This is a genomic window from Hymenobacter gummosus (assembly GCF_003970915.1).
GTDB lineage: Bacteria > Bacteroidota > Bacteroidia > Cytophagales > Hymenobacteraceae > Solirubrum > Solirubrum gummosum.
Window position 1 is genome coordinate 244785 of record NZ_RXOF01000003.1, and the last position, 25772, is coordinate 270556.

Consider the following 25772-nt stretch of genomic DNA (forward strand, 5'->3'; position numbering starts at 1 on the left):
ATCGCCCAACGGCGCCCTGCCCGGCTCACAGCAGCAGCACGTCGATGCGGTGGGCGTGGACGCACTGCCACTTCGCCGACCAGGCGAAAATGGTGAAGAAGCCGTCCTGCGAGGCCACCATGGCCAGGGCGTCGCGCTGGTCGTGCACGAACTGGGCGGCGGCCAAGTGGCGGGTACCGCCGTTCTGGGCCGGGTGGGTGCGCCGGGCCGCGCTGCCCAGCACCGGCTCAGTTATCATCATTTCCTCCACCGCCGTGCTGCCCGTGGCCCGCGCCACCTTGGCCCCGAACGCCAGCAGATGGTAATCCTGGGTGATGATGGTGGCTCCGTCGACGGAGGTGAAGCCGCCCACGATGCCAATGGCCCGGCGCAGGTCGCGCGCCCAGTCGGGGCCGCCGGGACGGCGGACCAGCAGCTGGCTGATGCCGCTGTAGGCCGGCGTGACCGGGTACGACATGGGCTGTACGATGGACCGCCGCCACTGCTCCGAGGCCGGGGGCACCACCAGTACCAATCCGCCGCGGCCATGGGCCCGCATACTGGCGGCCAGCTCCACCAGCACATCATCGGCTTCGCCGGCCGCGTCGGGCAGGCCACCGGGCAGAAAGCGGCGCAGGGCCTGGCAGTCGGCCACGCCGTGGTTGTCGTTGTCGACCAGCTGCAGCTGGTCGCCGCGCAGGATGGCCACGTTCACGAACTTGCCGAAGCCGTCGGCCCGCGGGTGCTTCACCACCAGCAGGCCCGGCTCGATAACCTCCAGCACAAAGCACAGCGGCGGCAGCTCCGTGACGGTGCCCCACACGAACAAGCCGTCCGCGTCGTGCCACACGCCCAGGTGAATGCCGGGCTGCTCCACGGCCGGGGCCAGCTTGATCAGGCTGTGCGGGGTGAGGCGCTTGCGCTGCCCGAGCACCAGCGGCTGCCGGGCCGCCTCGGGCGGCAGCAGGGCCAGGGTGATTTTGGGCGGGTGGCCCTCCTCGCGCCGCAAGCTGGCCCAGAACGTCACGTCGATGACGGCCTCGATGACGGCGGCCTCGGGCGGGGCGGCCAGCAGCGGCCGTTGGGCGGCTGGGGCCAACAGGCGGTGGTCGCGGAAGTGCTGCTCGATGGTGGGCGCCGCCATGCGGGCGGCCAGGTAGGTGGGTTCGGAAAGCATGAGCGGGGGTACGGATAGCACGGGCGGGCAACCTACGACGAGCAGGCCATAAAGTGGATGGGGTGCAGCATCAACCGCAGCGCGGGCCAACTGTTCAGCCGCCCGGCCTGCCGGATAATACGGAGCCGATTTTCCGTATTTATTGAACCGCCGCCCGGGCTGGGCGGGGCGTATTGGGGGACTATTCCGCCAGCCCGCTTTGCCTTTTCCCGCCCAAATGACCTTTCAGCAGCCCGCCTCCACCCTGCCCCGTAAGCCCCTGAGCTGGGACGCCGTGCGCGCCCAGTTCAACCTTGCCCCCGACTACCTGCACCTCGGCGCCTCGCAGTTTATTGCCTCGCACCCGCGCCCCGTGCGCGAGGCCCTGGCCCACTACCGCCGCCTGCTCGACGAAAACCCGGTGCTCAACACCCTGGCCCTGGAAAACGACGCCATGCAGCAGGTGCGCCGGGCCGCCGCCCGTTACCTGCAAGCCGACAACCCCGACCACATTGCCCTCACCGACAGCACTACCATGGGCCTGGGCACCCTCTACACCGGCCTGAATCTGCAGCCCGGCCAGGAAGTCCTGACCACCGTCCACGACCATTATTCCCAGCATGAATCCATCCGGCAGGCCACCCAGCGCACCGGCGCCACCTTTCGCAAGGTGCGCATGTACGAGCGGCTCAACCACGCGACGGAAGACGAGATGGTAGAGCGCCTTCTACGCGAAGTGCGCCCCGCCACCCGCGTGCTGGGCCTGACCTGGGTGCACTCCAGCACCGGCCTCAAGACGCCCGTGGCCCGCATTGCCCAGGCCCTGCAGGAGGTGAACCGCCGGCGCGACGAGCCCGACCGCGTGCTGCTGCTCGTCGACGGGGTGCACGGCTTCGGCATCGAGCGGGAAACGTTTCCCGAGCTGGGCTGCGACTTTTTCGTCACCAGCGGCCACAAGTGGCTGTATGGCCCGCGCGGCACCGGGCTGGTAGCTGCCACCCACGCCGCCTGGCAGCGCGTGACGCCCATTATCCCCAGCTACACCGAGGCCATGGACCTCATCATCGAGGATGCCCGGCGGCCCACCCGCATGGACGGCAAGCAGATGACGCCCGGCGGCTTTCATTCCCTGGAGCACCGCTGGGCCCTCACCGCCGCCTTTGAGTGGATGGAAAGCCTGGGCCGCGAGCGGGTATGTGAGCGGGTGCACCAGCTGGCCCGTCAGTGCAAGGAAGGCTTGGCCGCCATGCCCCACGTGACCCTGCACACGCCCCTGGCCGACGAGTTGTCTTCCGGCATCGTGTCATTCGAAGTGCGTGGCCTCGGCCCCGACGCGGTCATCGAGAAGCTGAAGGAGCAGAAGATTATTGCCACCAAGGCGCCCTACCACGATTACCAGTACGTGCGCTTCACGCCCGGCATCATCTACACCGAGGAGGAAGTAGACCGGGCCCTTGCCGCCGTGCGGGCGTTGGGATAAGTGGACAAAGCAGAACGTCATCCTGAGCAACGCGCAGGACCTGCCTCACACCCCGCACCGCCGCTACCGACGAAGCGCCGGCGCTTTTGACGTTTGGCTGAAACAAGGCGCAGCCACCGCGGCCCAAATGCATGAGCGTTGGTGGCTGCGCTTTTCAGTTGGTGCAGGGTTGGAGGAAGGTCCTTCGGCTGCGCCTCAGGATGACGTTCTACTTTCCCCGTTCTGTGTTCACGTTTGCCCGAAGCTACTTCAGCATCTCGTGCAGCACCGTTTGCATGGAAAACACGCGGTTGCCGGCCTCCTGAATCACCAGGGAGTTGGGCGAGTCCAGCACCGCGTCGCCGACTTCCACGTTGCGGCGCACCGGCAGGCAGTGGATGAACTTGCCGTTGTTGGTCAGGGCCATGTGGCGGGCGTCCACCATCCAGCTCGGGTCCTGGGTGATGACCTGCCCGTAGTTGCGGTAGCTACTCCAGTTCTTGGCGTACACGTAGTCGGCGCCTTCCAGGGCCTTGGCCTGGTCGTACCCGATGCGGGCACCCTTGGTGAACTGCTCGGCCAGCTCGTAGCCCTCGGGGTGGGTGATAACGAAGTCCACCCAGTCGACTTCCGAAAACCAGTCGGCGAAGGAGTTGGGCACGCACTGCGGTAGGGCGCGCACGTGCGGGGCCCAGGTCAGCACTACTTTCACGCGCTCGGTCTGCTTGGTCTCGGCCACGGTGATGAGGTCGGCGAAGCTTTGCAGCGGGTGCAGGGTGGCGCTTTCCAAGCTGATGACGGGCACGGTGGCGTACTGCAGAATCTTGTTGAAGACCACCTCGTTGTAGTCCTCGTCGCGGTCCTTGAGGCCGGGAAAGGTACGCACACCCAGCACGTCGCAGTACTGGCTCATCACGGCAATGGCTTCCTTGATGTGCTCCTGCGTGCTGCCGTTCATCACCGCGCCGTCGGCCATTTCCAGGGTCCAGGAGTCGGCGCCGGCGTTGAGCACCCAGGCTTGCGCGCCAAGGTTGTAGGCCGCCTTGATGGAGCTAAGCCGGGTGCGCAGGCTGGGGTTGAAGAAAATCAGCCCGACGGTCTTGTTGCGGCCCAGGTGCTGGTAGCCGAAGGGGTTCTGCTTAATCTCCAGCGCCTGTTGCAGCAGGGCGCGGTAGTCGGGTACGTCGGCGAACGAGGTGAATTTTTTCATGGGTGTTGTAGCGCGAAGTTTCACTTCGCGTTTCGTTGCGAGGGTTGAGGTACTAATCAGGTTTCCGCTGGAGAATAAGGGTTTTGTAACGCCTGTAGAAGTCGTAATCCTTGATTGAATCTTCTTTCGAGTAAAGCTTAAGCGTGTCGCCTTTCACTCTAAAATATTCTTTGTAAAAAAAGCCTTTTGGCTTTCTGCGGCGCGAATTCAGCACCAGGTAGTTTCCCTTTCGTTGCCAAGTGCCCTTATCCTTCAGCACGCCTCTGCTATGATGGTACCAGGAAGAATAGGCAAAGGTTGAATCCGAATGAAGAGTAAGCGTAATTCCAGAATAGCGCGGTCGGCCTCCTTCATATACCTGAGCAGGGTCTGCGGCTAGAAGCAAAGTCGCTGCTAGCGCAGAGCAGATAAGTAGTTTCATATGAAAGTTGTTAACGGCATTGAGGACAACGAAGCGGTAAGGCCAAAACAAGGAGCGGAGCTGGCTGGCTCCGCTCCTTGCCAACCCCGGTTAGCCGATCCAGTGCCGGGCCACGGCGGTTAGTACCGCCTTGACCAGCTCCTGAACCAGCCACCACCAACGGAAACCATTTTCGGGCTGCGTTGGTATAGGTTTGCGAAGGCGGACGTTACGTCTTACCTTCGATGCACGCTTTCTACTCATTGGACCGAGAAGTTAGGTGCTCCAACACCTTCTTCTTCGAAGCCCTGGCTGTGTCACCAGTCAGGGCTTCACCTTTTCAGGAGGCAGCCGTGTGGTGAGGTGGAATAACCGTGCGGTAGGGCGAAGGTACGAAGCGCCGCCCTGCGCTATTCCTCCTGCCCGGCCCGTATATTTACAATAGCCCCATTCCCCTGATTGCCATGACCCTCGCCGATATCAACTATGCGGTGGTGCTGCGCGGCCCCTTGCTGACCCGGTTCACGGACGAAGAGTTTTTCCAGCTCTGCCAGCAAAACCCCGACCTGCGCCTGGAGCGCTCCAACAATCATGAACTTATTGCCATGCCGCCCGCCGGAGCCGAATCAAGCCGCAAGTCCGGCGAAGTATATGCACAGCTCTGGCTGTGGAACCGTCAGCACCAGTTAGGCTACGTTTTCGATTCTTCGGCCGGCTTCACCCTGCCCGATGGCTCCGTCCGTTCCCCCGATGCCTCGTGGGTACCCAAAGCCGCTTACAACACCTTGAGCGAGGAGCAGAAGCAGCGTTTTCCACCTTTATGCCCCGCCTTCGTGGCGGAGGTTCGCTCGCCCTCGGATGGCCTAACGGCCTTGCGCCGCAAGATGGAAGCGTATCTGGAAAATGGCGTACAACTCGGCTTCCTCATCGACCCCAGCAGCGAAACCGCCACCATTTACCGCCCAGACCAGGAACCGGAAGAAGTCAGCAGCTTCACGGGCAGCCTGAGTGCCGAGCCACTGTTGCCCGGCTTCGCGCTGGATTTGCGGCCCCTGCGGTAGGGCTGATTGGTGAGCAACCATTGCATGGTAAGCACCTTCCTAGTGGTAGTTGCTCGAAAACCATCGTTTCCGAGCAACTCCCCAGTGGCAGGAGCACATAAACAATGGTTTCCAGGCAACTTCCACTAGGAAGTGGGCCAAAACCAACTAATTCCGGTCTCCTTCCTAGTGGAAGTAGGGCAAAAACGATGGTTTCCGAACAACTTCCACTGGAAAGTTGCCCGGAAACCATGTATAAAAGCCTGATGCTACCGGCTTACAGCACCGGCTCGGTCTGCGCCTTACACTCCTTCCAACGATTGATTTCTCACGTTCGGCACTAGTTACGCTGCACATTTGCCGCGTAAAACAAGGAGCGGAGCCAGCCGGCTCCGCTCCTTGCCAACCCCGGTTAGCCTATCCAGTGCCGGGCCGCGGCGGTAAGCACCGCCTTGACCAGCTCCTGAACCAGCCACCACCAACGGAAACCATTTTCGGGCTGCGTTGGTATAGGTTTGCGAAGGCGGACGTTACGTCTTACCTTCGACGCACGATTTCTTCTCATTGCGACAAGAAGTTAGGTGCTTCTTCCACCTACTTCTCGAAGCCCTAGCTGTTCCACCAGCTAGGGCTTCACCTTTTCAGGAGGCAGCCGTGTGGTGAGGTGGAATAACCGTGCGGTAGGGCGAAGGTAGCCGTTTGGCGGCGGGCTTGGGCGGTTTTGCCGACGCAGATTTGATAAATAACAATTTATTCCAGTTGAATTTACACAAAGCTTGCATGATAAAATATTGTATATATCTTCGACAAAAGAAGACACGTAAATCAAAGAAGCCATGAATGAGTCCCTGGCAATAATAGGAACCGTTTTACTGATCTATATAGCAATAAGATATTTAGGCTCTAATAGTAGCAACATTGAGCACATAGACACTAGGAGTAAAGAGGATAAAGTTAATTCTTTGAAAGCAGAAATAGACGCTCTTGAAAAAAGATTAAACAATATAAACAATCATATTTCACTTGAAGGCGGATCGGGCTATCTTGACGACGAAACAGAAGACTTATTCTCCAAGAGAAGAACAATAGAAGGAAATCTACTTCATCTAAAAGCAAAACTATCCGAAATAACTACAGCAAAATAATTTAGCCTTTCCAATAAACACCAGAGTCGCTAGTAATATTATGGACAACTTCAATCCCAACGCTTGGATAAGCAAGCGTTACGGGGTACATAATTTCGACCAACTAACAAAAGGCAGCAATTCCATGTACTTCGTTTGGGTATATGCAATGTTTGAAAGAGAAGTTATAAGCAAAGGACAAGGCGATAATATGATAAATAGAATATTATCAGCGCTAACTCAAGTGCATCAAGAGTATATCAATATAGATGAACATATATTATTTTTCAGAGGAAGATACTTTGACAAACAAAACAAACCAACAAAATACCTCAAGTCACTTCGCTTTCCAAAAAGCCATTTTGCGCAGCTAAAACGCGCATTACTTGAAGAAGAAACAAGTAAGGAATCAAAAATACAAGTCCTAATTCTAATCACGTATAGCTTTCGTTGCAACTTATTTCATGGAGGCAAAGACCCTCTCCTCTGGCATGGATTTGACGATGTATTTTCGGTATTGATTGAGTTGCTGACGCAGGTAATAGATCATCAGAAGAACAATACCTACAATGCAATACAGTAGCATATGTAAGCTGCCCGAAAACCATCGTTTTCGAGTAACTTCCTGGTGGCATGAGGACATAATCAATGGTTTCCGGGTAGCTTATACTGGGAAGCAGGCCAAAACCAACTGATTCCGTCCACCTTCCTAGTGGAAGTAGGGCAAAAACGATGGTTTCCGGGCAACTTCCACTGGGAAGGCGCCCGGAAACCATGCGTTTCGGCCCGATGCTACCGGCTTACAGCACCGGCTCGGTCTGCGCCTTAAACTCCTTCCAGCTCTTGATGCTCAAATCCTGCATTTTCAGCGTGGTGAAGGCGTGGATGAAGGCTTTGGCCAGGCGGGCGTTGGTGATGAGCGGGATGTTGAAGTCGACGGCCGTGCGGCGGATTTTGTAGTCGTTGTCCAGCTCGCCCTTGGTCGTGTTCTTGGGAATGTTGATGACCAGGTCGATTTTCCGCTCGCGCAGGTAGGTCAGGGCGTTGGGCTCCTGCAGCTCGTCGGGCCAGTAGACCAGGGAGCTGGGCACGCCGTTTTCGGCGAAGAAGCTGTGCGTGCCGTGCGTGGCGTAGATGGTGTACCCGCGTTGCACCAGCACCTGGGCCGATTCCAGCAAAGCCACTTTGGACGTCAGCGGGCCGCTGGACATCAGCACCGTCTTCTCCGGAATGCGGTAGCCCACCGACAGCAGGGACTTCAGCAGCGCTTCCTCGGCCGTGTCGCCCAGGCAGCCCACTTCGCCGGTGCTCGTCATGTCCACGCGCAGTACCGGGTCGGCGCCCTGCAGGCGGGTAAAGGAGAACTGCGAGGCCTTCACGCCCACGAAGGGCAGGTCGTACACCAGCTCGCTCGCGTCGCGGTCGACGTGCTGGCCGAGCAGCACCTTGGTGGCCTTCTTGATCAGGTTGTTGCCCGATACCTTGCTCACGAACGGGAAGGAGCGCGAGGCGCGCAGGTTGCACTCGATGACGCGGATTTCGCGGTTTTTCTCCAGGAACTGGATGTTGAACGGCCCGCTGATCTGGAAGCGCTTGGCAATCTTCTCGGCAATGACCTTGAGCTTGCGCACCGTGCCCACGTACACGCGCTGCGGCGGGTAGTACATCGTCGCATCACCCGAATGCACGCCGGCAAACTCCACGTGCTCGGAAATGGCGTACGACACGATTTCGCCCTTGTCGGCCACCGCGTCCAGCTCGATTTCCTTGGCATCCTGGATGAACTGCGACACCACCACCGGGTACTCGGCGCTGACCTCGGCGGCCAGCTTCAGGTACTCCTCCAGCTCCCGCGGGTTCGACACCACGTTCATGGCCGCGCCCGACAGCACGTAGCTCGGCCGGATCAGCACCGGGAAGCCCACCTGCTTCACGAAGTCGTAGATGGCCTCCATGGTGGTCAGCTCGCTCCAGCGCGGTTGGGCAATGCCCAGCTCGTCCATGATGCTGCTGAACTTGTGGCGGTTTTCGGCCTCGTCGATGCGGGAGGCGGCGGTACCCAGGATGGGCGCGCCGGCTGCTTCGAGGCGGGTGGCAATGTTGTTCGGTATCTGCCCGCCGGTGCTCAGAATCACGCCCTGCGGCGCCTCGAAGTCCAGAATGTCCATCACCCGCTCGTAGCTCAGTTCCTCGAAGTACAGGCGGTCCGACACGTCGTAGTCGGTCGAGACGGTTTCGGGGTTGTAGTTGATGATGATGGACTTGTAGCCCTCCTCGTTCACCGTCTGGGCCGCATTTACGCCGCACCAGTCAAACTCCACCGACGAGCCGATGCGGTACACGCCCGAGCCCAGCACCACCACCGACTTGTCGGTTTCCGGCGCTAGGTCGTTTTCGGTGCCGTGGTAGGTCAGGTAGAGGTAGTTGGTCTGGGCCGGGAATTCGGCCGCCAGCGTGTCGATTTGCTTGACCACGGGCAGCACCCCCAGGGCCTTGCGGCGGGCGCGCACCAGCATTTCGTTGGCCTTCACCTCGGCCGGGCCGAGCAGCTGCACGGCCAGCTGCTGGTCCGAGAAGCCCGATTTCTTGGCCTGGCGCAGCAGGTCGGTGTCGAGGGCATCAAGGCCGCCCTGCTGGCGCTTCTCACCCAGCTCCAGGCTCAGCTGGTAGATGCCGTAGAGGCGCTGCAAAAACCACCGGTCGATGCGCGTCAGCTCGTACACGCGCTCCACGTCGTAGCCGGCCTGGAAGGCCTCGTTGATGGCGAAGATGCGCTCCTCGTTCGGCTCGCTCAGCAGCCGGTCGAGGTCCGCCAGGTCGATGGGCTCGGGCTTGTTGGCCACGAAGCCGCGCCGGCCGGTATCCAGCATGCGCAGGCCTTTCTGCACGGCTTCCTCGAAGGTTTTGCCGATGGCCATAACCTCGCCCACGCTCTTCATGGCCGAGCCAATCTGGCGCTGCACGCCCGCAAACTTGCTTAAGTCCCAGCGCGGCAGCTTCACCACCAGGTAATCGAGCGAGGGCTCGAAGAAGGCCGAAGTGGTCTGCGTCACGCTGTTTTTCAGCTCGGCCAGGGAGTAGCCCAGGCTCAGCTTGGCGGCCACGAAAGCCAGCGGGTAGCCGGTAGCCTTGGAAGCCAGGGCCGAGGAGCGCGACAAACGGGCATTCACCTCAATCACGCGGTATTCCTCCGAGTGCGGGTCGAGGGCGTACTGAATGTTGCACTCGCCCACGATGCCCAGGTGGCGGATAGTCTTGATGCCGATGCTGCGCAGCTTGTGGTACTCGCGGTTGCTCAGGGTCTGCGACGGGGCCACCACGATGCTCTCCCCGGTGTGGATACCGATGGGGTCGAAGTTCTCCATGTTGCAGACGGTGATGCAGTTGTCGAACTGGTCGCGCACCACCTCGTACTCCACCTCTTTCCAGCCCTTCAAGGACTCCTCCACCAAGATCTGGTCCGAGGTCGAGAAGGATTTCTGGGCCAGGGTGCGCAGCTCGTCCATGTTGTTGGCGAAGCCGCTGCCCAGGCCGCCCAGCGCAAAGGCGGCGCGCACGATGATGGGGAAGCCAATCCGCTCAGCCGCGGCCAAGGCGTCCTCCATCGTGGTTACGGCTTCGCTGCGGGCCGTGAGCACGCCGATCTGGTCGAGCTTTTCCTTGAAGATGTCGCGGTCCTCGGTGTCGATGATGCTCTGCACGGGCGTGCCGAGCACGCGCACGTTGTACTTCTCGAACACGCCGGCGCGGTACAGGGCCACGGCGCAGTTAAGGGCCGTCTGGCCGCCGAAGGCCACCAGAATGCCGTCGGGCTGCTCCTTTTGTATGACGCGTTCCACGAAGTAGGGCGTCACGGGCAGGAAGTACACGTCGTCGGCAATGTCGTCCGACGTCTGCACGGTGGCAATGTTGGGGTTGATGAGGATGGTGCGGATGCCTTCCTCTTTCAGCGCCTTGAGGGCCTGCGAACCGGAGTAATCGAACTCACCGGCCTCCCCGATTTTGAGGGCACCGGAACCGAGGATGAGAACTTTCTGTGGTTTTTCCATTCTAGGAGTGAAGCAACAGCCCTATGCGGGGGTCGTGTTAAAAGTCTTGTTGAAGCTGGCTACAGCTTATTCGCTTGCCTGCGCGGCGGCAGTTTTCTTCGCGCTAAACAGCGTGTCGGTTTTGATGATGTCCCATTTCCCGGCTCGCCGCTTGACCATCCAGAGCTTGATGGTGGCGTCGCCCCGCTCGCCTTGCAGCAGGAACTGAAAAACGTTCGTGTCTTTCTTGGCTCCGAGCTGCTGCACCTTGAAGTTGGTGCCGCTTATTTCGCCGATGCGGTTGGTGATGCGCGGGGAGTATTTGGCCGACTTCATGGCCCGAGCCACCAAGTCGCCCGGCTCCCCGAGCACCGCTTTCAAAATGGTCTTCTGGCCCACGAACTTGCTGAACAAGTACACGGCAAGCACCAGGGCGCCAGCTACGATAAACACCCAATTCGGCAGACCTCTACGTTTTTCTGGCATATGGAAAGTGCGTTTGAGGGGGCGAATTTAGAGGGTGAGTTTGCGTGTGGTGCAGAATGTCATGCTGAGCTTGTCGAAGCATCTTTACCGCTTCGTTGGACGCGGTTACTTCCCTCTGAACCATATGCCAGTGAGAACTATCACAGGAGCAATGGTCCAAAACCAGGTAAATACTCTTTTTATTCTCTCATGATGCTGTACCAGCAAACTGACAGGAAATCTGTGCAAGTTTTCTTGGTTATTTTCTTCATGAAATCCTCTCACCATATCTACCATCAATATTGAAAACTGATTCATTATCGACAGCATGATAATTAGTTGAATCGAATTAGCTATAGAGGATAAAATACTTCCCTCGGCATCAGCTGATGGGCTAATATAAGCTCTCATTAGAGCCGCAAAGCCAATCAACAACACAAACGAAAGCACCAACCCGATTACTAACTGCTTTCTTGTAATCCGTTTGGGGAGAACAAGTAGCATGTAGTAGTTCAAGGCCAGAAATAAGAGGTAGAAAACTATGTTCATTGAGTTTCAAACAACGTTTCTACCTTTTCTAATTTCAGTTGCAATTCTGAATTGCATGGCGAAGCGGTAGAGATGCTTCGACAAGCTCAGCATGACGTTCTTTTTCGTCGTGCTGAGGTTGGTCGTTCGGCTACTTGCCAGCCTTGTACTTCTCTACCTCGTCCAGGAACTGGTCGAAGAGAAACTCCGTGTCCTGGGGGCCGCCGGCGGCTTCGGGGTGAAACTGGGTGGAGAAGAAGGGCTTGGTTTTGTGCTTGATGCCTTCGCAGGTGCCATCGTTGAGGTTCTCGAACAGCATGTCCCACTCGGCGGGCAGCGTCTTGGTGTCCACCGCGAAGCCGTGGTTCTGGCTGGTGATGTAGCTGCGCTGGGTGCCGGTGAGCTTCACGGGCTGGTTGTGGCTGCGGTGGCCGTACTTGAGCTTGAACGTGTCGCCGCCGGCCGCGAGGCCCATGAGCTGGGAGCCCAGGCAGATGCCGAAGATGGGCTTGTCCTGCTGCAGGGCTTTTTGCAGGTGCTCGATGGTGGGCACGCACATTTTCGGGTCGCCGGGGCCGTTGCTCAGGAACAGGCCGTCGTAGTCGAGCTGGGTGAAGTCGTAGTCCCAGGGCACGCGGATGAGCTCCACGTCGCGCTCCAGGAAGCAGCGGATGATGTTGGTCTTGGTGCCGCAGTCCACCAGCACGATTTTGTGTTGGCCGGTGCCGTAGTGCTGCACGCCGTCGGGGCTCACCTGCGCCACCAGGTTGTCCTGGTTGGGGTCGTGCAGGGGCACGTCCTGCTCGGCCACGATTTTGCCCAGCATGGCGCCCTTCTCGCGCAGCTTCTTGGTGAGCATGCGCGTGTCCACGCCGTAGATGCCGGGGATGTTGTACTCGGCCAGCCACTCGCCCAGGCTCTTGGCGGCGTGCCAGTGGCTGTGCTCCTCGGAGTAGTAGTTGACCACCAGGCCGGCCACGTGAATCTTGTCCGACTCGAAAATCTTGGAAATCGACTCGTACAGCTCCTCGCCCGGCACGCCGTAGTTGCCCACGATGGGGTAGGTCAGCACCAGGATCTGCCCGGCGAAGGACGGGTCGGTGAGGTTTTCGGGGTAGCCGGTCATGGCCGTGCTGAACACCACCTCGCCCGCGGCCGAGGTGAAGGCGCCGAAAGATTGGCCCTCGATTTCGGTGCCGTCTTCCAGCACCAGCTTCACCGATTTAGCGTTTTCCACTCTGTTTTGCGAAAAAGGGTTTACTCTGTTGATTTTCTGCGGGGACCTCACCCCCCGGCCCCCTCTCCAAAAGAGAGGGGGAGCCAGACGACAGTGACGAGGCCGTTGTTTGTCAGAACGCACCCCTCTCTTTTGGAGAGGGGCCGGGGGGTGAGGTCCGAACCGCCCGGATACAATTTCGGCTGGAACAGAACCAAACAGTAGGGGTCTATTCCAGCCGAACGAGGGTAACCAAACGGGAGCGAACGAAGGTAGATCAATCGGTCCCGCGCCCGGCCGCTCCCAGATGCCAGGCATCGGGAAATCGGGCGGGCAGGCCTGCTGGAAGAAAGGGGATTGGGTGGCCGTGCTTTCGGGGAAAGAACCGGCCAGGGGCTGCGCAATTAGTTGAAACGGCAGCGTGCAGCTGATCAGAAGGTGAGCGTTGCTCGTGAACCTTGTGGTGCCACTCATTAAGGCCGCAAGTTAGGCCACAAACCGCTTAACTCCTTACTTCCGCCGGAATAATTGCGTACAGCGCCCGCAAAAACTGGTCGACTTCCTCGCGCTTGATGTTCAGCGGCGGCAGCAGGCGCAGCACTCCGGGGTCGGAGGCGTTGCCGACGAAGATGTGGTACTCCGTCAGCAGCTTGTCGCGCAGGTCCTTGATGGGGAAGTCGTATTTGATGCCCACCATCAGGCCGCGGCCGCGCACTTCCTGGGCGCCGGCGTTGGCCAGCAGCTCCTGGCGCAGGTACTCGCCCATTTCCGCGGCGTGGGTTAGCAGGTTTTCCTGCTCGATGACTTCCAGCACGGCCAGCGCGGCGGCGCAGGCCAGGTGGTTGCCGCCGAAGGTGGTGCCCAGCAGCCCGTACGAGGCCTGAAATTCCGGCGCAATCAGGATGCCGCCGATGGGGAAGCCGTTGCCCATGCCCTTGGCCACCGAGATGATGCCCGGCCGCACGCCGGCGTGCTGGTGGGCGAAGAACTTGCCGCTGCGCCCGTAGCCGCTCTGCACCTCGTCGGCAATAAGCACCGCGCCGTACTGCCGGCACAGCTGCTCCAGCCCCTGCAGAAACTCATCCGAGGGCATGATGATGCCACCCACGCCCTGAATCGGCTCGATGATGACGGCGCAGGTTTTGTCGCCCTGCAGCACGTGCTCCACTTCGGCCAAATCGTAGGGCAGGAAGCTGATCTGGTGCCCGGCGTTGAAGGGCGCCACGATTTTCTGGTTGTCGGTGGCCGCTACCGCGCCCGAGGTGCGGCCGTGGAAAGCGCCTTTGAACGCAATGACGTGGCTCTTACCGGTGTGGAAGGAAGCCAGCTTCAGCGCATTCTCGTTGGCCTCGGCCCCGGAGTTGCACAAGAACAGCGCGTAATCCGCGTAGCCCGACACCGCGCCCAGCTTCCGGGCCAGCTCGCGCTGAATCGGGATGTGCACCGAGTTCGAGTAGAACCCGATTTTCTGCACCTGCTCGGTGATGCGCTGCACGTAGTGCGGGTGCGAGTGGCCGATGCTAATCACGGCGTGGCCGCCGTAGAAGTCGAGGTACTGCTGCCCCCGGTCGTCCCAGAGCTGGGCCCCGAGGGCGCGCACCGGCGTGATGTCGTTGAGCGGATAGACGTTGAAAAGCTCCATTTCTTTGATTACCCCACCCCCGGCCCCTCCCCTCTGGGAGAGGGGTGCGTTCTGGAGTATTGGGCTTTTGAGTTTGAAAAATTCGTTGTTCCCGTGGCTCCTCTCTCCCGGAGGGGAGGGGTCGGGGGTGGGGTTTAGAACAGCACCGACTTAAGATTCAAACCCGTCGTTTCGGGTAGGCCGAAGAGCAGGTTCATGTTCTGGATGGCCTGGCCCGAAGCGCCCTTCACCAGGTTGTCGATAACCGAGGTGATGAGCAGCTGCTTGCCGAATTTCTGCACGTGCAGCAGGCACTTGTTAGTATTAACCACCTGCTTCAGGTGCACCTCCGCGTCCGACACCGTGGTAAACGCCGCGTCGGCGTAGAACTCCTTATATAGTGCCCGCGCCTCGTCCTGCGTCAAATCCGAAGGCGTGTAGACCGTGGCGAAGATGCCGCGGGTGAAGTTGCCGCGGTACGGGATGAAGTGCATTTCGCTTTCCAGCTCCGGCTGCAGCTGCGTCAGGCTCTCCCCTATTTCGCCCAGGTGCTGGTGCGTGAAGGGCTTGTAGATGGACACGTTGCTGCTGCGCCAGGAGAAGTGCACCGTTTCCGAGAGGCTCTGCCCCGCGCCCGTCGAGCCGGTAATGGCCGATACGTGCACGTCCTCCGTCAGCTTGCCGGCCTGGGCCAGCGGCAGCAACGCCAGCTGAATGGCCGTGGCAAAGCAGCCAGGGTTGGCAATGCTCTGCGCCTGCTGAATGCGCGCCCGATTTAGTTCCGGCAGCCCGTACACGAACTCGCGGTCCTGAAACTCCCGGTCGGCGCCCAGGCGGAAGTCGTTGCTAAGGTCGATGACGTGGGTGGTTTCCGGCAGCGGGTTCTTTTCCAGAAACGTCCGCGAGTTGCCGTGCCCCAGGCAGAGGAACACCACGTCCTCATCACCCGCCAGCGCGGCGGCAAAGCGCAAGTCCGTCTCGCCCACCAAATCGTCGTGCACCTGGTACACCGGGCTGCCGGCGCTGGAGGAGGAGACAATGGCGCCCAGTTCCACAAACTCGTGGTGGAGCAGAATGCGAATCAGTTCGCCCGCCGTGTAGCCGGCCCCGCCGACGATGCCAACCTTAATTTTCATCGTTGAAAGAGGAGTGAATGCGCAACTGGTTGCTGAAAATCTTGATGAAGCCCTTCGCGTCGCGCGAGTCCCAGGCGTTGTTCTCCTCGCCGTAGGTGGCCACCTTCGACTGCATCATATCGAACTGCGACTCGATGCCTAGTAGCTCAAACTGATAGGGCTTCAGCGACACGTACACCGTGCCCGACACCCGCTCCTGCGACGACTCCAAAAAGGCTTCCATGTCGCGCATCACCGGGTCGAGGTACTGGGCCTCGTGCAGCAGCGTGCCGTACCAGCCCGCGATGTAGTCCTTGTGCAGCAGCTGCCAGCGCGACAGCACGTGTTTTTCCAGTAAGTGGTGCCCCTTGATGAGGATGAGCGGCGCCGGGGCCTCGAAACCCACGCGGCCCTTGATGCCCAGGATGGTGTCGCCCACGTGGGTGTCGCGGCCGATGGCGTACTGCCCGGCCAGCTCGTTCAGGGCCACGATGAGGTCCACCGGCTTCATCTGCTCGCCGTTCAGGGCCACCGGCTCCCCTTGCTCGAAGGTGATGCTGATTTCCTGCGGCTCGTGCTTGCTCAACTGGGTCGGCCAGGCCGACTCGGGCAGGCCCTGGCGCGAGGTCAGCGTCTCGACGCCGCCCACGCTGGTGCCCCAGATGCCCTTGTTGATGGAGTATTTGGCTTTTTCCCAGCTCATTTCCACCCCGTTCTGTTGCAGGTACTCGATTTCCTGCTGGCGCGAGAGGCGCAGGTCGCGGATGGGCGTCAGGATTTCGGTGTTGGGCGAAATCACCGAGAAGGCCACGTCGAAGCGCACCTGGTCGTTGCCGGCGCCGGTGCTGCCGTGGGCAATGTAGTCGGCCTTATTCTCGCGGGCGTACTCGGCCAGCGCCAGGCTCTGAAACATGCGCTCCGCGCTGACGCTCAGCGGGTAGGTGTCGTTCTTCAGAATATTTCCCGCCAGCAGGTAGCGCAGGCACTGCTGGTAGAACCGCTCGGTGACGTCGATAACCTCGTGGCGCTTGGAGCCCATTTCGTAGGCGCGCTTTTCGATGCCGGCCAGCTCCTCCTGGGAGAAGCCGCCCGAGTTGACGATGACCGTGTGGACTTCCAGCCCTAGTTCGCGCGTCAGATACACGACGCAGTAGGACGTATCCAAGCCGCCGCTATAGGCGAGAACTACCTTTTTTTGGGACATGAGACTGTGAGAGGGTTCTTAAGAGAGTGTGCGTTGTTGGGTCGGGCGTCGTGGCTTGATCCGAACGACACCGCTAGAACGTCATGTCGAGCTTGTCGAGACATCTCGCGTACTGATGCCCGATAGTAGAATCCTCGTTCAACGAGAAGATTACTATCCAGCGAGATTGGCTTGCGCCTTCCTTTGGTTCCTCGGCTGCGCTCGGAATGACGTTCAGTTTTGAACGCCAGAGGCGCTTTAGATGCTGAAGTTCGAATTCGGCGCCACGGCCGGTTCTTCCGAGCCGGGCGCGTCCTTGGGCTTGTCGAGGAAATCGATGGTAGCCTGGGCCTGCTGCCCGTACTCGTCGTTGAGGTTGTCGTAGACCATACCGGTGCATAGGCACATGCGGCGCTGGTTTTCCTCCAGGATTGGGTAGTACTTGCAGGAGGAGCAGCCTTTCCAGAAGTCGTCCGACTGCGTCAGCTCGGGGAAAGCGACGGGGCGGTAGCCCAGGTCGGTGTTCATCTTCATCACCGGCCCGGAGGTGGTGATGCCGAACAGCTTGGCCTGCGGAAACTTCGTGCGCGAGAGTTTAAACACCGCGTGCTTGATAGCGCGGCCCAGCCCCTCCTTGCGCATCTGGGTATTGACAATCAGCCCCGAGTTGACGACGAATTTCTCGTCCTCAAACGTCTCGATGTAGCAGAACCCGGCCAGCTGGTCGTCGAGGAAGGCAATGATGGCATTGCCCATTTCCATCTTCTTGGTCAGGTATTTAGGGTCGCGCTTGGCAATGCCCACGCCGCGCTGCTTGGCCGATTCCTCGTACCATTGGCAAAGCGTGTCCACGTACTGCACATCGGCAGCATTAGCAACTCGGAGGATCATGGGGCAGGTGACGATGGTGCCGACCACTTGCAAAGGGCGCGGCAGAAAGTCGAAGAGGGTTCAGGAAATTCAGCAGATGTACCGTGCGAGCGGTACGCGGCGCGAAGCAACCCTGGGTGGCGGGGTGTCGCAACGACCAGCCGGCTCCGATGAGCGGCCGGTATCCGGGAAAAGTGCCAGTTGGGGAGGATTGGCTGGGGGCGGGCAACGCGCCCTCGGGGGCGTTGCGCAGGCGGGGACTAAGTCAACCCACCATCAGTACAGTTACCGCGTCCTACACTCGTGCAGCCAGTTTGTGTCGTTAGAGTCCTCTCCGCTCGTGGGCCACGCCGGTATTGGCGGCTACCACTCCTGAAATTTTTCGCAAACATACTCGTCAGTCGTTACAATGCAAACGCGCCGGAATGCCGATGGCGGCGGGGGCGGGCTGACTGGCCGGGCAACCGAAGCCGGAAAGCTGGCTAACTTCTACGGTTGCGGGGGCTTGTCGACTGAAATCGGGCAGAGAAAAAACCGGCGCGTAGCAAAAAAATAACGCAACCGGCCGCCCAAAATCGGTATCAAATGCGGGTAGAGGACCACGACGGCTCCGCCCCTGCCCGCCCGGTGCGCTCAAGGCGCAGCGGCAGCGTGGTCGGTGAGGGTCGTCGGAGCATGGCAGAGGTGGTCATTTCGGCTGCATAATGCGTATGGGGCGAAAATCGTTTCAAAATCGGTCGTAGAATTGCGGGCGGTTTCCGGGCCGGCCAGGGGCTTTTCGGCAGGCACAGCCGCCGCCTGCGCCCGACGGCTCCGCGCTACGGCCCGCCCATCCTTTTCCTGCTTTTTTTATGAGCGAAGGCGCACTTGATTCGCTGACTGACTTTCTGATCCAGATACCCGCTATTGAACCCGGCATCGACCGAGGAACGGCCCCGGACGGGCTGTGGTGGGTGAAATTCAGCATCGATATTCACCACCCACTGGCCTGGCAGGTGGTGCAGGAGCTGGGTCACGTGGTCAATTACCTCTCGGTGAATGAGCGGCTGCCAACCACGTTCTACCCGGTTTCGCCCCCGCCGTACCTGAACGGCGGCCCGGCGGAGTGCCTGGCCTGGGTTATCGAAGCCAAACAGTCGGGTTTCGCGCCGGCGACCCTGAAGCAGTGGCTCGAAGGCCGGCTGCCCCGGCCCGTAAACGATTTGTCGCAGTGGGCGACGGAGGAGGAAGACGAGGATTAGCCCGGCCAACCTCCCTTCGACCACGCAGATTATCAGCACCATGAAACAACTTCTCAAAGTATTCAAAATAGGTGGCGGCGTGCTCGACGACGAGGCGCAGCTGCAGGCCTTCGTGGGCGAATTCAGCCGGGTGGCGGGCCGCAAAATCCTGGTGCACGGCGGCGGCAAAGGCGCCAGCCAGATGCTACAGGAGCTGGGCATTCAGCCGCAGATGGTGCAGGGCCGCCGCATCACCGACGCGGCCACGCTGGACGTGGTGACCATGTTCTACGCCGGCAAAACCAACAAGCAGCTGGTAGCCGCCCTGCAGGCCGCTGGCACCAACGCCCTGGGCCTCTCGGGGGCCGACGGCAACGTCATTCGGGCCGTGAAGCGCTCCGTGAAGGAAATCGACTACGGATTCGTGGGTGACCTGCCGGCCGGCAGCGTAAATGCCCAGCTGCTCGGCACGCTGCTCGAAGCCGGCCTCACGCCCGTGCTCTGCGCCATCACCCACGACGGGCAGGGCCAACTGCTGAATACCAACGCCGACACCATTGCTAGCACCGTGGCCCGCGCCCTGGCCGCGCCGTACGAGGTGGAGCTGCACTTCTGCTTTGAGAAGGACGGCGTACTGGCCGACATCAACGACGAAGCCTCGGTGATTCCCCAGATTCAGCCCCAGCAGTACCAGCAGCTCAAGGCCGAGGGCGTCATTGCGGCCGGCATGATTCCCAAGCTGGATAATGCCTTTGCCGCGCTGGAGGCCGGGGTGGAAAAGGTAGTTATCGAGCACGCGCTAAAAATCAACCAGCCCGTCAAGACCGTGCTATGCCGCAGCTAACCGAGCCGTTGGCAGATGCCGCCATCGGACTGCTCATCAGCCTGATTAAAACCCAATCCTTTTCGCGGGAGGAAGGGCCTACGGCAGAGCTGCTGGCAGACTTTCTGCGCGGCTACGGCATCGAGCCCCAGCGCGCCGGGCACAACGTCTGGGCCCGGAACCGGCACTTCGATGCGGCCAAACCCACCATCCTGCTCAACTCCCACCACGACACGGTGAAGCCCGGCGCTTCCTGGACCTACGACCCGTTCGGGGCCGTGGTGGAGGGCGACCGGCTGACGGGCCTGGGCAGCAACGACGCTGGCGCCTCGGCGGTAAGTCTGCTGGCGACGTTCCTGCATTTCTACGAGCGGGCCGACCTGGCCTACAACCTTATCTGCGCCATTACGGCCGAGGAGGAAATATCCGGCGCGGGCGGCATCCGGAGCGTACTGCCCCTGCTGCCGCCGCTACAGCTGGGCATCGTGGGCGAGCCGACGCAGATGGACCTGGCCGTGGCCGAAAAGGGCCTCGTCGTACTCGACTGCACCGCCCACGGCCGCACCGGCCACGCGGCCCGCAACGAAGGCGAAAACGCCCTCTACAAGGCCCTGGACGACATTAGCTGGCTCAGGCAGTACCAGTTTCCGGAAGTCTCGCCCCTGCTCGGACCGGTGAAAATGACGGTGACGCAAATCCAGGCCGGCTCCCAGCACAACGTCGTGCCCGACCGCTGCAGCTTCGTGGTGGACGTGCGCACCAACGAATGTTATTCCAACGAGCAGGTAGTCGACATTGTGCGCCAGCACGTGCAGGCCGAGGTGCAGCCGCGCTCCACCCACCTGAATTCCTCGCGCATCGGCCCGGAGCACCCGCTGGTGCGGCGCGGCCTGGCGCTGGGGCGCAAAACGTTCGGCTCGGCCACGCTGTCGGACCAGTCGATGATGCCGTTTGACACGGTGAAAGTCGGGCCCGGCGACTCGGCCCGCTCCCACACGCCCGACGAGTACATCCTGCTCAGCGAAATCCGCGGCGGCATCCGGGGCTACATCGAGCTGCTGGAAGGGCTGACGCTGTAGCGCGGGCGTTAGCCCGCGTCCGCCCGGACAATTTCGCCCGAACGATTTGCAGGCGGCGCGAACGGACGCGGGCTAAAGCCCGCGCTACGCCTGTTCCAGCGCGGCAATGTCGATTTTGTGCATCTGCAGCATGGCCGCCATCTTGCGCCGGGCCCGGTCCGGGTCGGGGCTGCTGAGCAGCTGACGCAGGTTGTGCGGAATCAACTGCCACGACACGCCAAACCGGTCTTTCAGCCAGCCGCACTGGCCCGGCTGGCCGCCGTCGGCCGTCAGCGCCACCCACAGCCGGTCAATTTCGGCCTGGTCCTGGCAGCTCACGAACAGGGACATGCCCTCGGCAAAGCGGAAGTGCGGGCCGCCGTTCAGCGCCACGTACTCCTGCCCCGCCAGCCGGAACTCCACCGACATGACGCGACCGGCCGGCACGGGCATTCCCTCCTTATAGTAGGTAGTGTTGGTGATTTCCGCGTCCTCGAACAAACCGACGTAGAGCTTGGCGGCTTCTTCCGCCTGCTGGTCGTAAGTCAGGAAAGTGGTGATTTTCTGCATGGCGGTGGCAGCTTTGTGAAGGCTCAAAGGTAGTCTCCCGTTCTGCCCGGCCGACAGGGCGCTTGCGCCAACCTCCGGGGGCATTTGCGCCAAGCACCGGACCGTCTGCCGCCCCTGCTGCGAAACTGCCGCGGCCTCTGCGGGCCGGAAGCCCTGGCGCCATCGGTAGTCGTACGCGCGCCGCCACTTACTTTTGCCGCATGAAGATTTGGGACAAAGGCATTGCCGTCGATAAGAAGATCGAGCAGTTTACCGTGGGGCGCGACCGGGAGCTGGATATGTACCTGGCGCCGTTCGACGTGCAGGCCTCAAAAGCCCAGGCCAGCATGCTGGCGCAGGTGGGCCTGATTTCGGCGGCGGAAAACGAACAGCTGCAGCAGGGCCTCGGGGAACTGGCCGCCCAGCTCGAAGAAGGCACCTTCGTCATCGAGCCGGAGTTCGAGGACGTGCACTCCAAAATCGAGTACTACCTCACCGCGAAGTTCGGCGACGCGGGCAAGAAGATTCATACCGCCCGCTCGCGCAACGACCAGGTGCTCACGGCCATCCAGCTGTTTCTGAAGGACTACACCGAGCGCGCCGCGGCCAAAATGCTGCAGCTGGTGGACGTGCTGCTGCAGAAGGCCGAGCAGCACCAGCGGGACCTGATGCCCGGCTACACGCACTTCCAGGCGGCCATGCCCAGCTCCTTTGGCCTCTGGTTTTCAGCCTACGCCGAGCATTTGCTCCTCGATTTGGCCCTGTTTGAGGCCGCCCACACCGTGGCCGACCAGAACCCGCTGGGCTCCGGCGCGGGCTTCGGCTCCTCCTTCCCCATCGACCGGGCGCAGACGACCCGCGAAATCGGTTTTGGCAGCCTGGCGGTGAGCAGCGTGGGCGCCCAGATGCTGCGCGGCAAAACCGAGAAGACCGTGGCCTTTGCCCTGGCCGGCGCCGCCGCCACCCTCTCGAAAATGGCCTACGACCTGGTGCTCTACAACTCCCAGGATCTGGCCTTCGTGGAGCTGCCGGCCGCCTTTACCACGGGCAGCAGCATCATGCCGCACAAGAAGAATCCGGATGTGTTCGAGCTGATCCGGGCCCGCTGCAACGGCCTGCAGGGCGTGCCCAACACCATCATCCTGGCCACCAACAACCTGCCCTCGGGCTACCACCGTGACTTCCAGCTTCTGAAGGAGCTGCTGTTCGAGCCCTTGGTGCAGTTTATGGATATCCTCGACATCGTGCTGTTTGCCCTGCCGGAGCTGCGCATCAAGCCCGCCCTGGTGGAGCAGGCCAAGTACGACGCCATTTTCACCGTCGAAAACATCAACCAGCTGATTCAGGCCGGCGTGCCCTTCCGCGAGGCCTACAAACAGGTGGGCCACGCCGTGGAGGACGGCAGCTACCAGCCCCACCGCAAGTTCCAGACCACCCACCTGGGCAGCGTGCACAACCTTGGCCTGGCCGAAATCGAGGCGAAGGTGCGGCGCTTCCGCGAGCAAAGCCGCTTGCTGCAGTAGCGGCAGCCGGGTTTGCCGCAATCCTTTTCGGGAGTGATTCTGCGGGTTCGGCCCCGGTCAGCAATGGCCGGGGCTTTTTGCTGACTAACCTCTGATTGCGGCGTTTTACTGGGCAATTCAAAAAAATACGCACTAAAAACCGCGCAAATAGTAAAAAATTTTACAGACAAAAATTAGCTTATAGTCAGACACTTATAGAACAACTTTCGCATGGTGAGTGCGCACTCACAAAAAAAAGTAAGCTAACACTTACTGGTATCTGCAATCCTTTGCGTAATATTGCTCTCACTAACGGGCAATGACTCCCACTAGTTGCTAGTTAGTTTACTACCACGTTCTGTTCTACCGGCTGTTGTCCCACCCCAGCCGGAACCCTTTCGAGAATCGGCCCCAAGCCGACCTATCGAGCCCCAAGACCGGCCGATTCGGAAACCCCGAGTCGGCCGGTCGTTTTTTTTGGCCTGCCTCTTTGGTATAAAAACAACGCAACTATGCGCCAATGGGGCGAACTTGCAGCGTTTTAGCCATATTTGGCCGATAATCAGCCGGCGCGCCCGGGTTTCGGCCGCACGAACAGCCCCTATGTCCACAATCAACCGCAAACAGCACATCGCTCAGGTAGCCTTGCAGCTCTTTGGGGAGAAGGGCTTCGAAAACGCTTCCACGCAGCAGATTGCGAAGGCAGCGGGAGTTTCGGAAGCCCTTATTTTCAAGCACTTCGGCTCCAAGGACCAACTCCTCGACTTCGTCATCCGCAGCGGCTACAAGCGCATCATTGAGGAAAACCGCGGCTGGCTGGCCGAAACCGACCCGCTCAAGTTCATCCACGCCGTCATCGATTTGCCCTACAAGCTGGTGCAGGCCGAGCCTCACTTCTGGAAGCTGCAGTACCGCCTGGCCGACGTAGAATCGGCGCGGCAGCAGCACGAGCGGTTTATGCAGCCGGTGCCCGCGTTGCTGGAAAAGGCGTTTCGGGCGCTGGGCTACGAGGAGCCGGAAAAGGAATCGGGGCTGCTGCTGATCCTGGTGGAGGCGCTCTGGAAAATCGAGGCCAACAAGACCGACGAGCACGTGCGCGACCTGCTGGAGTTTATCAAGCGCAAATACCAGCCGCAGTAGCCAGCGGCCGCCCCAATGAGCCCGCCCGTACGCGCCCTTGGCCGCTGGACTGTGGTGGCCCTGGGCGCCGGCGTTCTGACGGCGGGCGGCCTGCTGGCCTGGCCACCCCAAACCCGCCCGCAGCAGGCGCCCGAGGATGCGGCGCTGCTGGAGCAGCTTTACTGGCAGGCCGATTCGGTTTACCGGCGGCCCGACAGCGTCTTTGTGGTAAACCAACGGCTGGATACGGTGGCGGTGGCCACGGGCATCTTCAGCTACCTCAAGTACGACTACCCGCTGGAGATGAGTCCGCCGGTGCGCCGCTATTGCCAGCAGGCCGTGGCCCTGGCGCGGCGCGGCCAGCCAACGGCCGCCCGGCAGCAGTTCGAAGGGTTAATCGGCTACTACCGGGATAATTGCCAGCCATACGAAGGCTTCTCAGATACCAACAACTTGCTGACCGTGGGCACGCAGGACGCCATTCTATGCGCCTACGCCTACCAGCAGCTGAACCGACCAGACGCTGCGCTGGCGGTGTTGCGCCCCTGGCTGGCCCACTGCGAAACCAACGGCACGCAGGTGCACCGGCTCTACCTGGAGCTGTGCGTGCAGCGCTATGGCCGGGCGCGGGTGCGGCGCGAACTGGCCCACTCGCCCCAGACCCTACACCGCACCCGCCTGCACGACCCCAACATCCAGCCGGAATTTGCCCGGTGGGTAGTCAACGTGTTCGGCGCGGAAATCGGGGTAGGCGATATTAATGAGCAGCCCACTGTGGCGGAGGTGACGGCGGAGCTGCCGAAGCAAGACTTTTACCAGGTGCTGCGCTGAGGTCTCAGTATTCCCCGATTTCGGGCTGCTCGCGGCCGCTGAGCTGCAGGCCGACGAGCATGAGCAGACCGGTGAGCAGGATGACGATAAACAGGATGTTTTCGCTGACTTCGCCGATGAGGTGCTGCTGCGGAATGCTGTAGAACAGCAGAATGGTAATCAAGCCCTTGGGCGCGATGAACACCTCCGGAATCAGGCTGGTGCGGGCCACGTAGCGCAGGTAGAAAAAGCGGATGAGCGTGAGCACGCCCACGATGAGCACACCCTGCAGCAGCAGGCGCGCGTCCAGGATATTGCCCAGGGAAATGGAGAAGCCGAACAGCAGGAAAAAGAACGTCCGGATGAGGAAGGCCGACTCGGCGGTGATGCTCTGCAGCTGGTGCAGCTCGTCCTGCAGGCGCTCCAGGTGAAACCAGCGCTGCAGCGGCCCGCGTAGGAACACGGCCGCGTTGCGAATCACCAGCCCGAACACCAGCACCACCAGCAGCGAGGACAGGTGCAGCTTCTTGGCCAGGGAGTAAATCAGGATGAGAAAGGCCAGCACCAGGAAAAACTTGACGTGGTGACGAATGCGGTCGAGCAGGAAGGCCAGGACGGCCGTGGCCAGCACCGACACGACGAGGATGGCCAGCAGGTCGCGGGTGAAGGTGACGGCCGAAATGCCCTGGGCGAAGTTGTCCTGGGCCACGAAGTTGAAAAGCATGATGCCCAGGATGTCGGAAAACGTGCTTTCGTAGACGATAAACTCCCGCTGCGCGCTGCCCAGGCCCGACACGCTCGGAATGGCCACCGCCGAGCTGATAACGGCCAGCGGCACGGCGTTGAGCAGGCAGGTCTGAAACGGCACGGCCGCCCCCAGGTACCACTGCAGTAGCGCCCCGATGGCAAAGGCCTGCGCCAGCAGCATCAGCGCCGCCGCCGCGAAGGAGCGCCGCACCAGCGGGCCTTTGTCGCGGCTAAGCTGCAGGTTCAATGACTCTTCCAGCACAATCATAATCAGCCCCACGATGCCCAGCAGCTCCAGGGTCACGCGCGGCAGCATGACGGTGGCGCCGGTGTAGTCGACGGCCTGCTTGATGGCAATGCCGGTGAGCAGCAGCATCAGCACCGAGGGCACCTTGGTGGCCCGGGCGGCTAGGTCGAACAGGTAGGAAAGGATGACGGCAATGCTGAGGTAGATGAGGATGGAGTAGGGTCCCATGCGCCCAACATACGCAACTCAACCGTCTTCGACCGGCGGCAACCGGGCCGGGTGGCTATTTTTGTGGCCCGGCCG

General features: G+C 60.8%; 23 protein-coding genes. 10 read left to right on the forward strand and 13 right to left on the reverse strand.

The window, feature by feature from the left end; genetic code table 11:
* Nucleotides 1-25: 25 nt before the first annotated feature.
* Nucleotides 26-1156, reverse strand: coding sequence for a putative sensor domain DACNV-containing protein (locus EJV47_RS07170; RefSeq protein WP_126692465.1), 1131 nt, complete (start codon nucleotides 1154-1156; stop codon nucleotides 26-28).
* Between the two features lie 217 nt (nucleotides 1157-1373).
* Between EJV47_RS07170 and EJV47_RS07175 the strand changes: the two genes are divergently transcribed.
* Nucleotides 1374-2615 (forward strand): aminotransferase class V-fold PLP-dependent enzyme, encoded by a 1242-nt coding sequence (locus tag EJV47_RS07175; protein WP_126692466.1) that lies wholly within the window; start codon nucleotides 1374-1376, stop codon nucleotides 2613-2615.
* A gap of 244 nt (nucleotides 2616-2859) precedes the next feature.
* Here the strand turns inward: EJV47_RS07175 and EJV47_RS07180 are convergent, their stop codons facing one another.
* Both EJV47_RS07180 and EJV47_RS07185 read right to left on the reverse strand, forming a co-directional pair.
* Nucleotides 2860-3804: an N-acetylornithine carbamoyltransferase gene (locus EJV47_RS07180; RefSeq protein ID WP_126692467.1), complete on the reverse strand. Its 945-nt coding sequence runs from the start codon at nucleotides 3802-3804 to the stop codon at nucleotides 2860-2862.
* Between the two features lie 52 nt (nucleotides 3805-3856).
* Nucleotides 3857-4225: a copper resistance protein NlpE N-terminal domain-containing protein gene (locus EJV47_RS07185; RefSeq protein WP_126692468.1), complete on the reverse strand. Its 369-nt coding sequence runs from the start codon at nucleotides 4223-4225 to the stop codon at nucleotides 3857-3859.
* A 443-nt stretch (nucleotides 4226-4668) separates the two neighbouring features.
* On the opposite strand from EJV47_RS07185, the gene EJV47_RS07190 reads away from it, so the two are divergent.
* The 3 genes from EJV47_RS07190 (at nucleotide 4669) to EJV47_RS07200 (ending at nucleotide 6951) form a co-directional block, all read left to right on the forward strand.
* Nucleotides 4669-5265: a Uma2 family endonuclease gene (locus EJV47_RS07190; RefSeq protein ID WP_126692469.1), complete on the forward strand. Its 597-nt coding sequence runs from the start codon at nucleotides 4669-4671 to the stop codon at nucleotides 5263-5265.
* A gap of 815 nt (nucleotides 5266-6080) precedes the next feature.
* On the forward strand, nucleotides 6081-6389 hold the full coding sequence (locus tag EJV47_RS07195; protein WP_126692470.1) for a hypothetical protein: 309 nt from the start codon (nucleotides 6081-6083) through the stop codon (nucleotides 6387-6389).
* A 40-nt stretch (nucleotides 6390-6429) separates the two neighbouring features.
* Nucleotides 6430-6951, forward strand: a complete 522-nt coding sequence (locus EJV47_RS07200; RefSeq protein WP_126692471.1) for a hypothetical protein — start codon at nucleotides 6430-6432, stop codon at nucleotides 6949-6951.
* A gap of 217 nt (nucleotides 6952-7168) precedes the next feature.
* Here the strand turns inward: EJV47_RS07200 and carB are convergent, their stop codons facing one another.
* The 8 genes from carB to EJV47_RS07240 form a co-directional block, all read right to left on the reverse strand.
* Nucleotides 7169-10417, reverse strand: a complete 3249-nt coding sequence (gene carB / locus EJV47_RS07205) for a carbamoyl-phosphate synthase (glutamine-hydrolyzing) large subunit (RefSeq protein ID WP_126692472.1) — start codon at nucleotides 10415-10417, stop codon at nucleotides 7169-7171.
* A gap of 66 nt (nucleotides 10418-10483) precedes the next feature.
* The gene (locus EJV47_RS07210) at nucleotides 10484-10882 is read right to left on the reverse strand and encodes a hypothetical protein (protein ID WP_126692473.1); all 399 of its coding nucleotides are present in this window, start codon (nucleotides 10880-10882) and stop codon (nucleotides 10484-10486) included.
* A gap of 105 nt (nucleotides 10883-10987) precedes the next feature.
* Nucleotides 10988-11377, reverse strand: coding sequence for a hypothetical protein (locus tag EJV47_RS07215; protein WP_165903655.1), 390 nt, complete (start codon nucleotides 11375-11377; stop codon nucleotides 10988-10990).
* 163 nt (nucleotides 11378-11540) lie between these two features.
* Nucleotides 11541-12626 carry a glutamine-hydrolyzing carbamoyl-phosphate synthase small subunit gene (gene carA / locus EJV47_RS07220; RefSeq protein WP_126692475.1) on the reverse strand — a complete coding sequence of 362 codons (1086 nt, stop codon included), beginning with the start codon at nucleotides 12624-12626 and terminating at the stop codon, nucleotides 11541-11543.
* Nucleotides 12627-13107: 481 nt separating this feature from the next.
* Nucleotides 13108-14247, reverse strand: a complete 1140-nt coding sequence (locus EJV47_RS07225; RefSeq protein WP_126692476.1) for an aspartate aminotransferase family protein — start codon at nucleotides 14245-14247, stop codon at nucleotides 13108-13110.
* A 134-nt stretch (nucleotides 14248-14381) separates the two neighbouring features.
* Entirely contained in the window at nucleotides 14382-15362 is a 981-nt protein-coding gene (gene argC, locus EJV47_RS07230) for an N-acetyl-gamma-glutamyl-phosphate reductase (protein ID WP_126692477.1), read from the reverse strand.
* Nucleotides 15352-16545, reverse strand: coding sequence for an argininosuccinate synthase (gene argG, locus EJV47_RS07235; RefSeq protein WP_126692478.1), 1194 nt, complete (start codon nucleotides 16543-16545; stop codon nucleotides 15352-15354). The genes argC and argG overlap by 11 nt, the downstream gene beginning before the upstream one ends.
* A 237-nt stretch (nucleotides 16546-16782) precedes the next feature.
* Complete coding sequence (locus tag EJV47_RS07240) at nucleotides 16783-17415, reverse strand: GNAT family N-acetyltransferase (protein ID WP_207895846.1); 633 nt, start codon at nucleotides 17413-17415, stop codon at nucleotides 16783-16785.
* An 830-nt stretch (nucleotides 17416-18245) separates the two neighbouring features.
* On the opposite strand from EJV47_RS07240, the gene EJV47_RS07245 reads away from it, so the two are divergent.
* From EJV47_RS07245 to EJV47_RS07255, 3 genes are read left to right on the forward strand one after another with little or no spacing between them, the layout of a single operon-like run.
* Nucleotides 18246-18635, forward strand: coding sequence for a hypothetical protein (locus tag EJV47_RS07245; RefSeq protein WP_126692479.1), 390 nt, complete (start codon nucleotides 18246-18248; stop codon nucleotides 18633-18635).
* A 40-nt stretch (nucleotides 18636-18675) separates the two neighbouring features.
* The gene (gene argB / locus EJV47_RS07250) at nucleotides 18676-19458 is read left to right on the forward strand and encodes an acetylglutamate kinase (RefSeq protein ID WP_126692480.1); all 783 of its coding nucleotides are present in this window, start codon (nucleotides 18676-18678) and stop codon (nucleotides 19456-19458) included.
* Nucleotides 19446-20516, forward strand: coding sequence for a M20 family metallo-hydrolase (locus EJV47_RS07255; RefSeq protein ID WP_126692481.1), 1071 nt, complete (start codon nucleotides 19446-19448; stop codon nucleotides 20514-20516). The genes argB and EJV47_RS07255 overlap by 13 nt, the downstream gene beginning before the upstream one ends.
* 84 nt (nucleotides 20517-20600) lie before the next feature.
* Here the strand turns inward: EJV47_RS07255 and EJV47_RS07260 are convergent, their stop codons facing one another.
* On the reverse strand, nucleotides 20601-21065 hold the full coding sequence (locus EJV47_RS07260) for a VOC family protein (RefSeq protein ID WP_126692482.1): 465 nt from the start codon (nucleotides 21063-21065) through the stop codon (nucleotides 20601-20603).
* Nucleotides 21066-21265: 200 nt separating this feature from the next.
* Between EJV47_RS07260 and argH the strand changes: the two genes are divergently transcribed.
* The 3 genes from argH (at nucleotide 21266) to EJV47_RS07275 (ending at nucleotide 24496) form a co-directional block, all read left to right on the forward strand.
* A complete protein-coding gene (argH, locus tag EJV47_RS07265; RefSeq protein WP_126692483.1) occupies nucleotides 21266-22567 on the forward strand; it encodes an argininosuccinate lyase in 1302 nt (433 codons plus the stop codon).
* Between the two features lie 582 nt (nucleotides 22568-23149).
* Nucleotides 23150-23686 carry a TetR/AcrR family transcriptional regulator gene (locus tag EJV47_RS07270; protein WP_126692484.1) on the forward strand — a complete coding sequence of 179 codons (537 nt, stop codon included), beginning with the start codon at nucleotides 23150-23152 and terminating at the stop codon, nucleotides 23684-23686.
* Nucleotides 23687-23701: 15 nt separating this feature from the next.
* The gene (locus tag EJV47_RS07275) at nucleotides 23702-24496 is read left to right on the forward strand and encodes a hypothetical protein (protein WP_126692485.1); all 795 of its coding nucleotides are present in this window, start codon (nucleotides 23702-23704) and stop codon (nucleotides 24494-24496) included.
* A gap of 4 nt (nucleotides 24497-24500) precedes the next feature.
* Here the strand turns inward: EJV47_RS07275 and EJV47_RS07280 are convergent, their stop codons facing one another.
* Nucleotides 24501-25697 (reverse strand): cation:proton antiporter domain-containing protein, encoded by a 1197-nt coding sequence (locus tag EJV47_RS07280; protein ID WP_126692486.1) that lies wholly within the window; start codon nucleotides 25695-25697, stop codon nucleotides 24501-24503.
* Nucleotides 25698-25772 lie beyond the last annotated feature (75 nt).

Bases quoted from the DNA above. Each gene is read 5' to 3' on its own strand.
- EJV47_RS07170 (WP_126692465.1), bottom strand. From the start codon at position 1,156: ATGCTTTCCGAACCCACCTACCTGGCCGCCCGCATGGCGGCGCCCACC.
- EJV47_RS07175 (WP_126692466.1), top strand. From the start codon at position 1,374: ATGACCTTTCAGCAGCCCGCCTCCACCCTGCCCCGTAAGCCCCTGAGC.
- EJV47_RS07180 (WP_126692467.1), bottom strand. From the start codon at position 3,804: ATGAAAAAATTCACCTCGTTCGCCGACGTACCCGACTACCGCGCCCTG.
- EJV47_RS07185 (WP_126692468.1), bottom strand. From the start codon at position 4,225: ATGAAACTACTTATCTGCTCTGCGCTAGCAGCGACTTTGCTTCTAGCC.
- EJV47_RS07190 (WP_126692469.1), top strand. From the start codon at position 4,669: ATGACCCTCGCCGATATCAACTATGCGGTGGTGCTGCGCGGCCCCTTG.
- EJV47_RS07195 (WP_126692470.1), top strand. From the start codon at position 6,081: ATGAATGAGTCCCTGGCAATAATAGGAACCGTTTTACTGATCTATATA.
- EJV47_RS07200 (WP_126692471.1), top strand. From the start codon at position 6,430: ATGGACAACTTCAATCCCAACGCTTGGATAAGCAAGCGTTACGGGGTA.
- carB (WP_126692472.1), bottom strand. From the start codon at position 10,417: ATGGAAAAACCACAGAAAGTTCTCATCCTCGGTTCCGGTGCCCTCAAA.
- EJV47_RS07210 (WP_126692473.1), bottom strand. From the start codon at position 10,882: ATGCCAGAAAAACGTAGAGGTCTGCCGAATTGGGTGTTTATCGTAGCT.
- EJV47_RS07225 (WP_126692476.1), bottom strand. From the start codon at position 14,247: ATGGAGCTTTTCAACGTCTATCCGCTCAACGACATCACGCCGGTGCGC.
- argC (WP_126692477.1), bottom strand. From the start codon at position 15,362: ATGAAAATTAAGGTTGGCATCGTCGGCGGGGCCGGCTACACGGCGGGC.
- argG (WP_126692478.1), bottom strand. From the start codon at position 16,545: ATGTCCCAAAAAAAGGTAGTTCTCGCCTATAGCGGCGGCTTGGATACG.
- EJV47_RS07240 (WP_207895846.1), bottom strand. From the start codon at position 17,415: ATGATCCTCCGAGTTGCTAATGCTGCCGATGTGCAGTACGTGGACACG.
- EJV47_RS07245 (WP_126692479.1), top strand. From the start codon at position 18,246: ATGAGCGAAGGCGCACTTGATTCGCTGACTGACTTTCTGATCCAGATA.
- argB (WP_126692480.1), top strand. From the start codon at position 18,676: ATGAAACAACTTCTCAAAGTATTCAAAATAGGTGGCGGCGTGCTCGAC.
- EJV47_RS07255 (WP_126692481.1), top strand. From the start codon at position 19,446: ATGCCGCAGCTAACCGAGCCGTTGGCAGATGCCGCCATCGGACTGCTC.
- EJV47_RS07260 (WP_126692482.1), bottom strand. From the start codon at position 21,065: ATGCAGAAAATCACCACTTTCCTGACTTACGACCAGCAGGCGGAAGAA.
- argH (WP_126692483.1), top strand. From the start codon at position 21,266: ATGAAGATTTGGGACAAAGGCATTGCCGTCGATAAGAAGATCGAGCAG.
- EJV47_RS07270 (WP_126692484.1), top strand. From the start codon at position 23,150: ATGTCCACAATCAACCGCAAACAGCACATCGCTCAGGTAGCCTTGCAG.
- EJV47_RS07275 (WP_126692485.1), top strand. From the start codon at position 23,702: ATGAGCCCGCCCGTACGCGCCCTTGGCCGCTGGACTGTGGTGGCCCTG.
- EJV47_RS07280 (WP_126692486.1), bottom strand. From the start codon at position 25,697: ATGGGACCCTACTCCATCCTCATCTACCTCAGCATTGCCGTCATCCTT.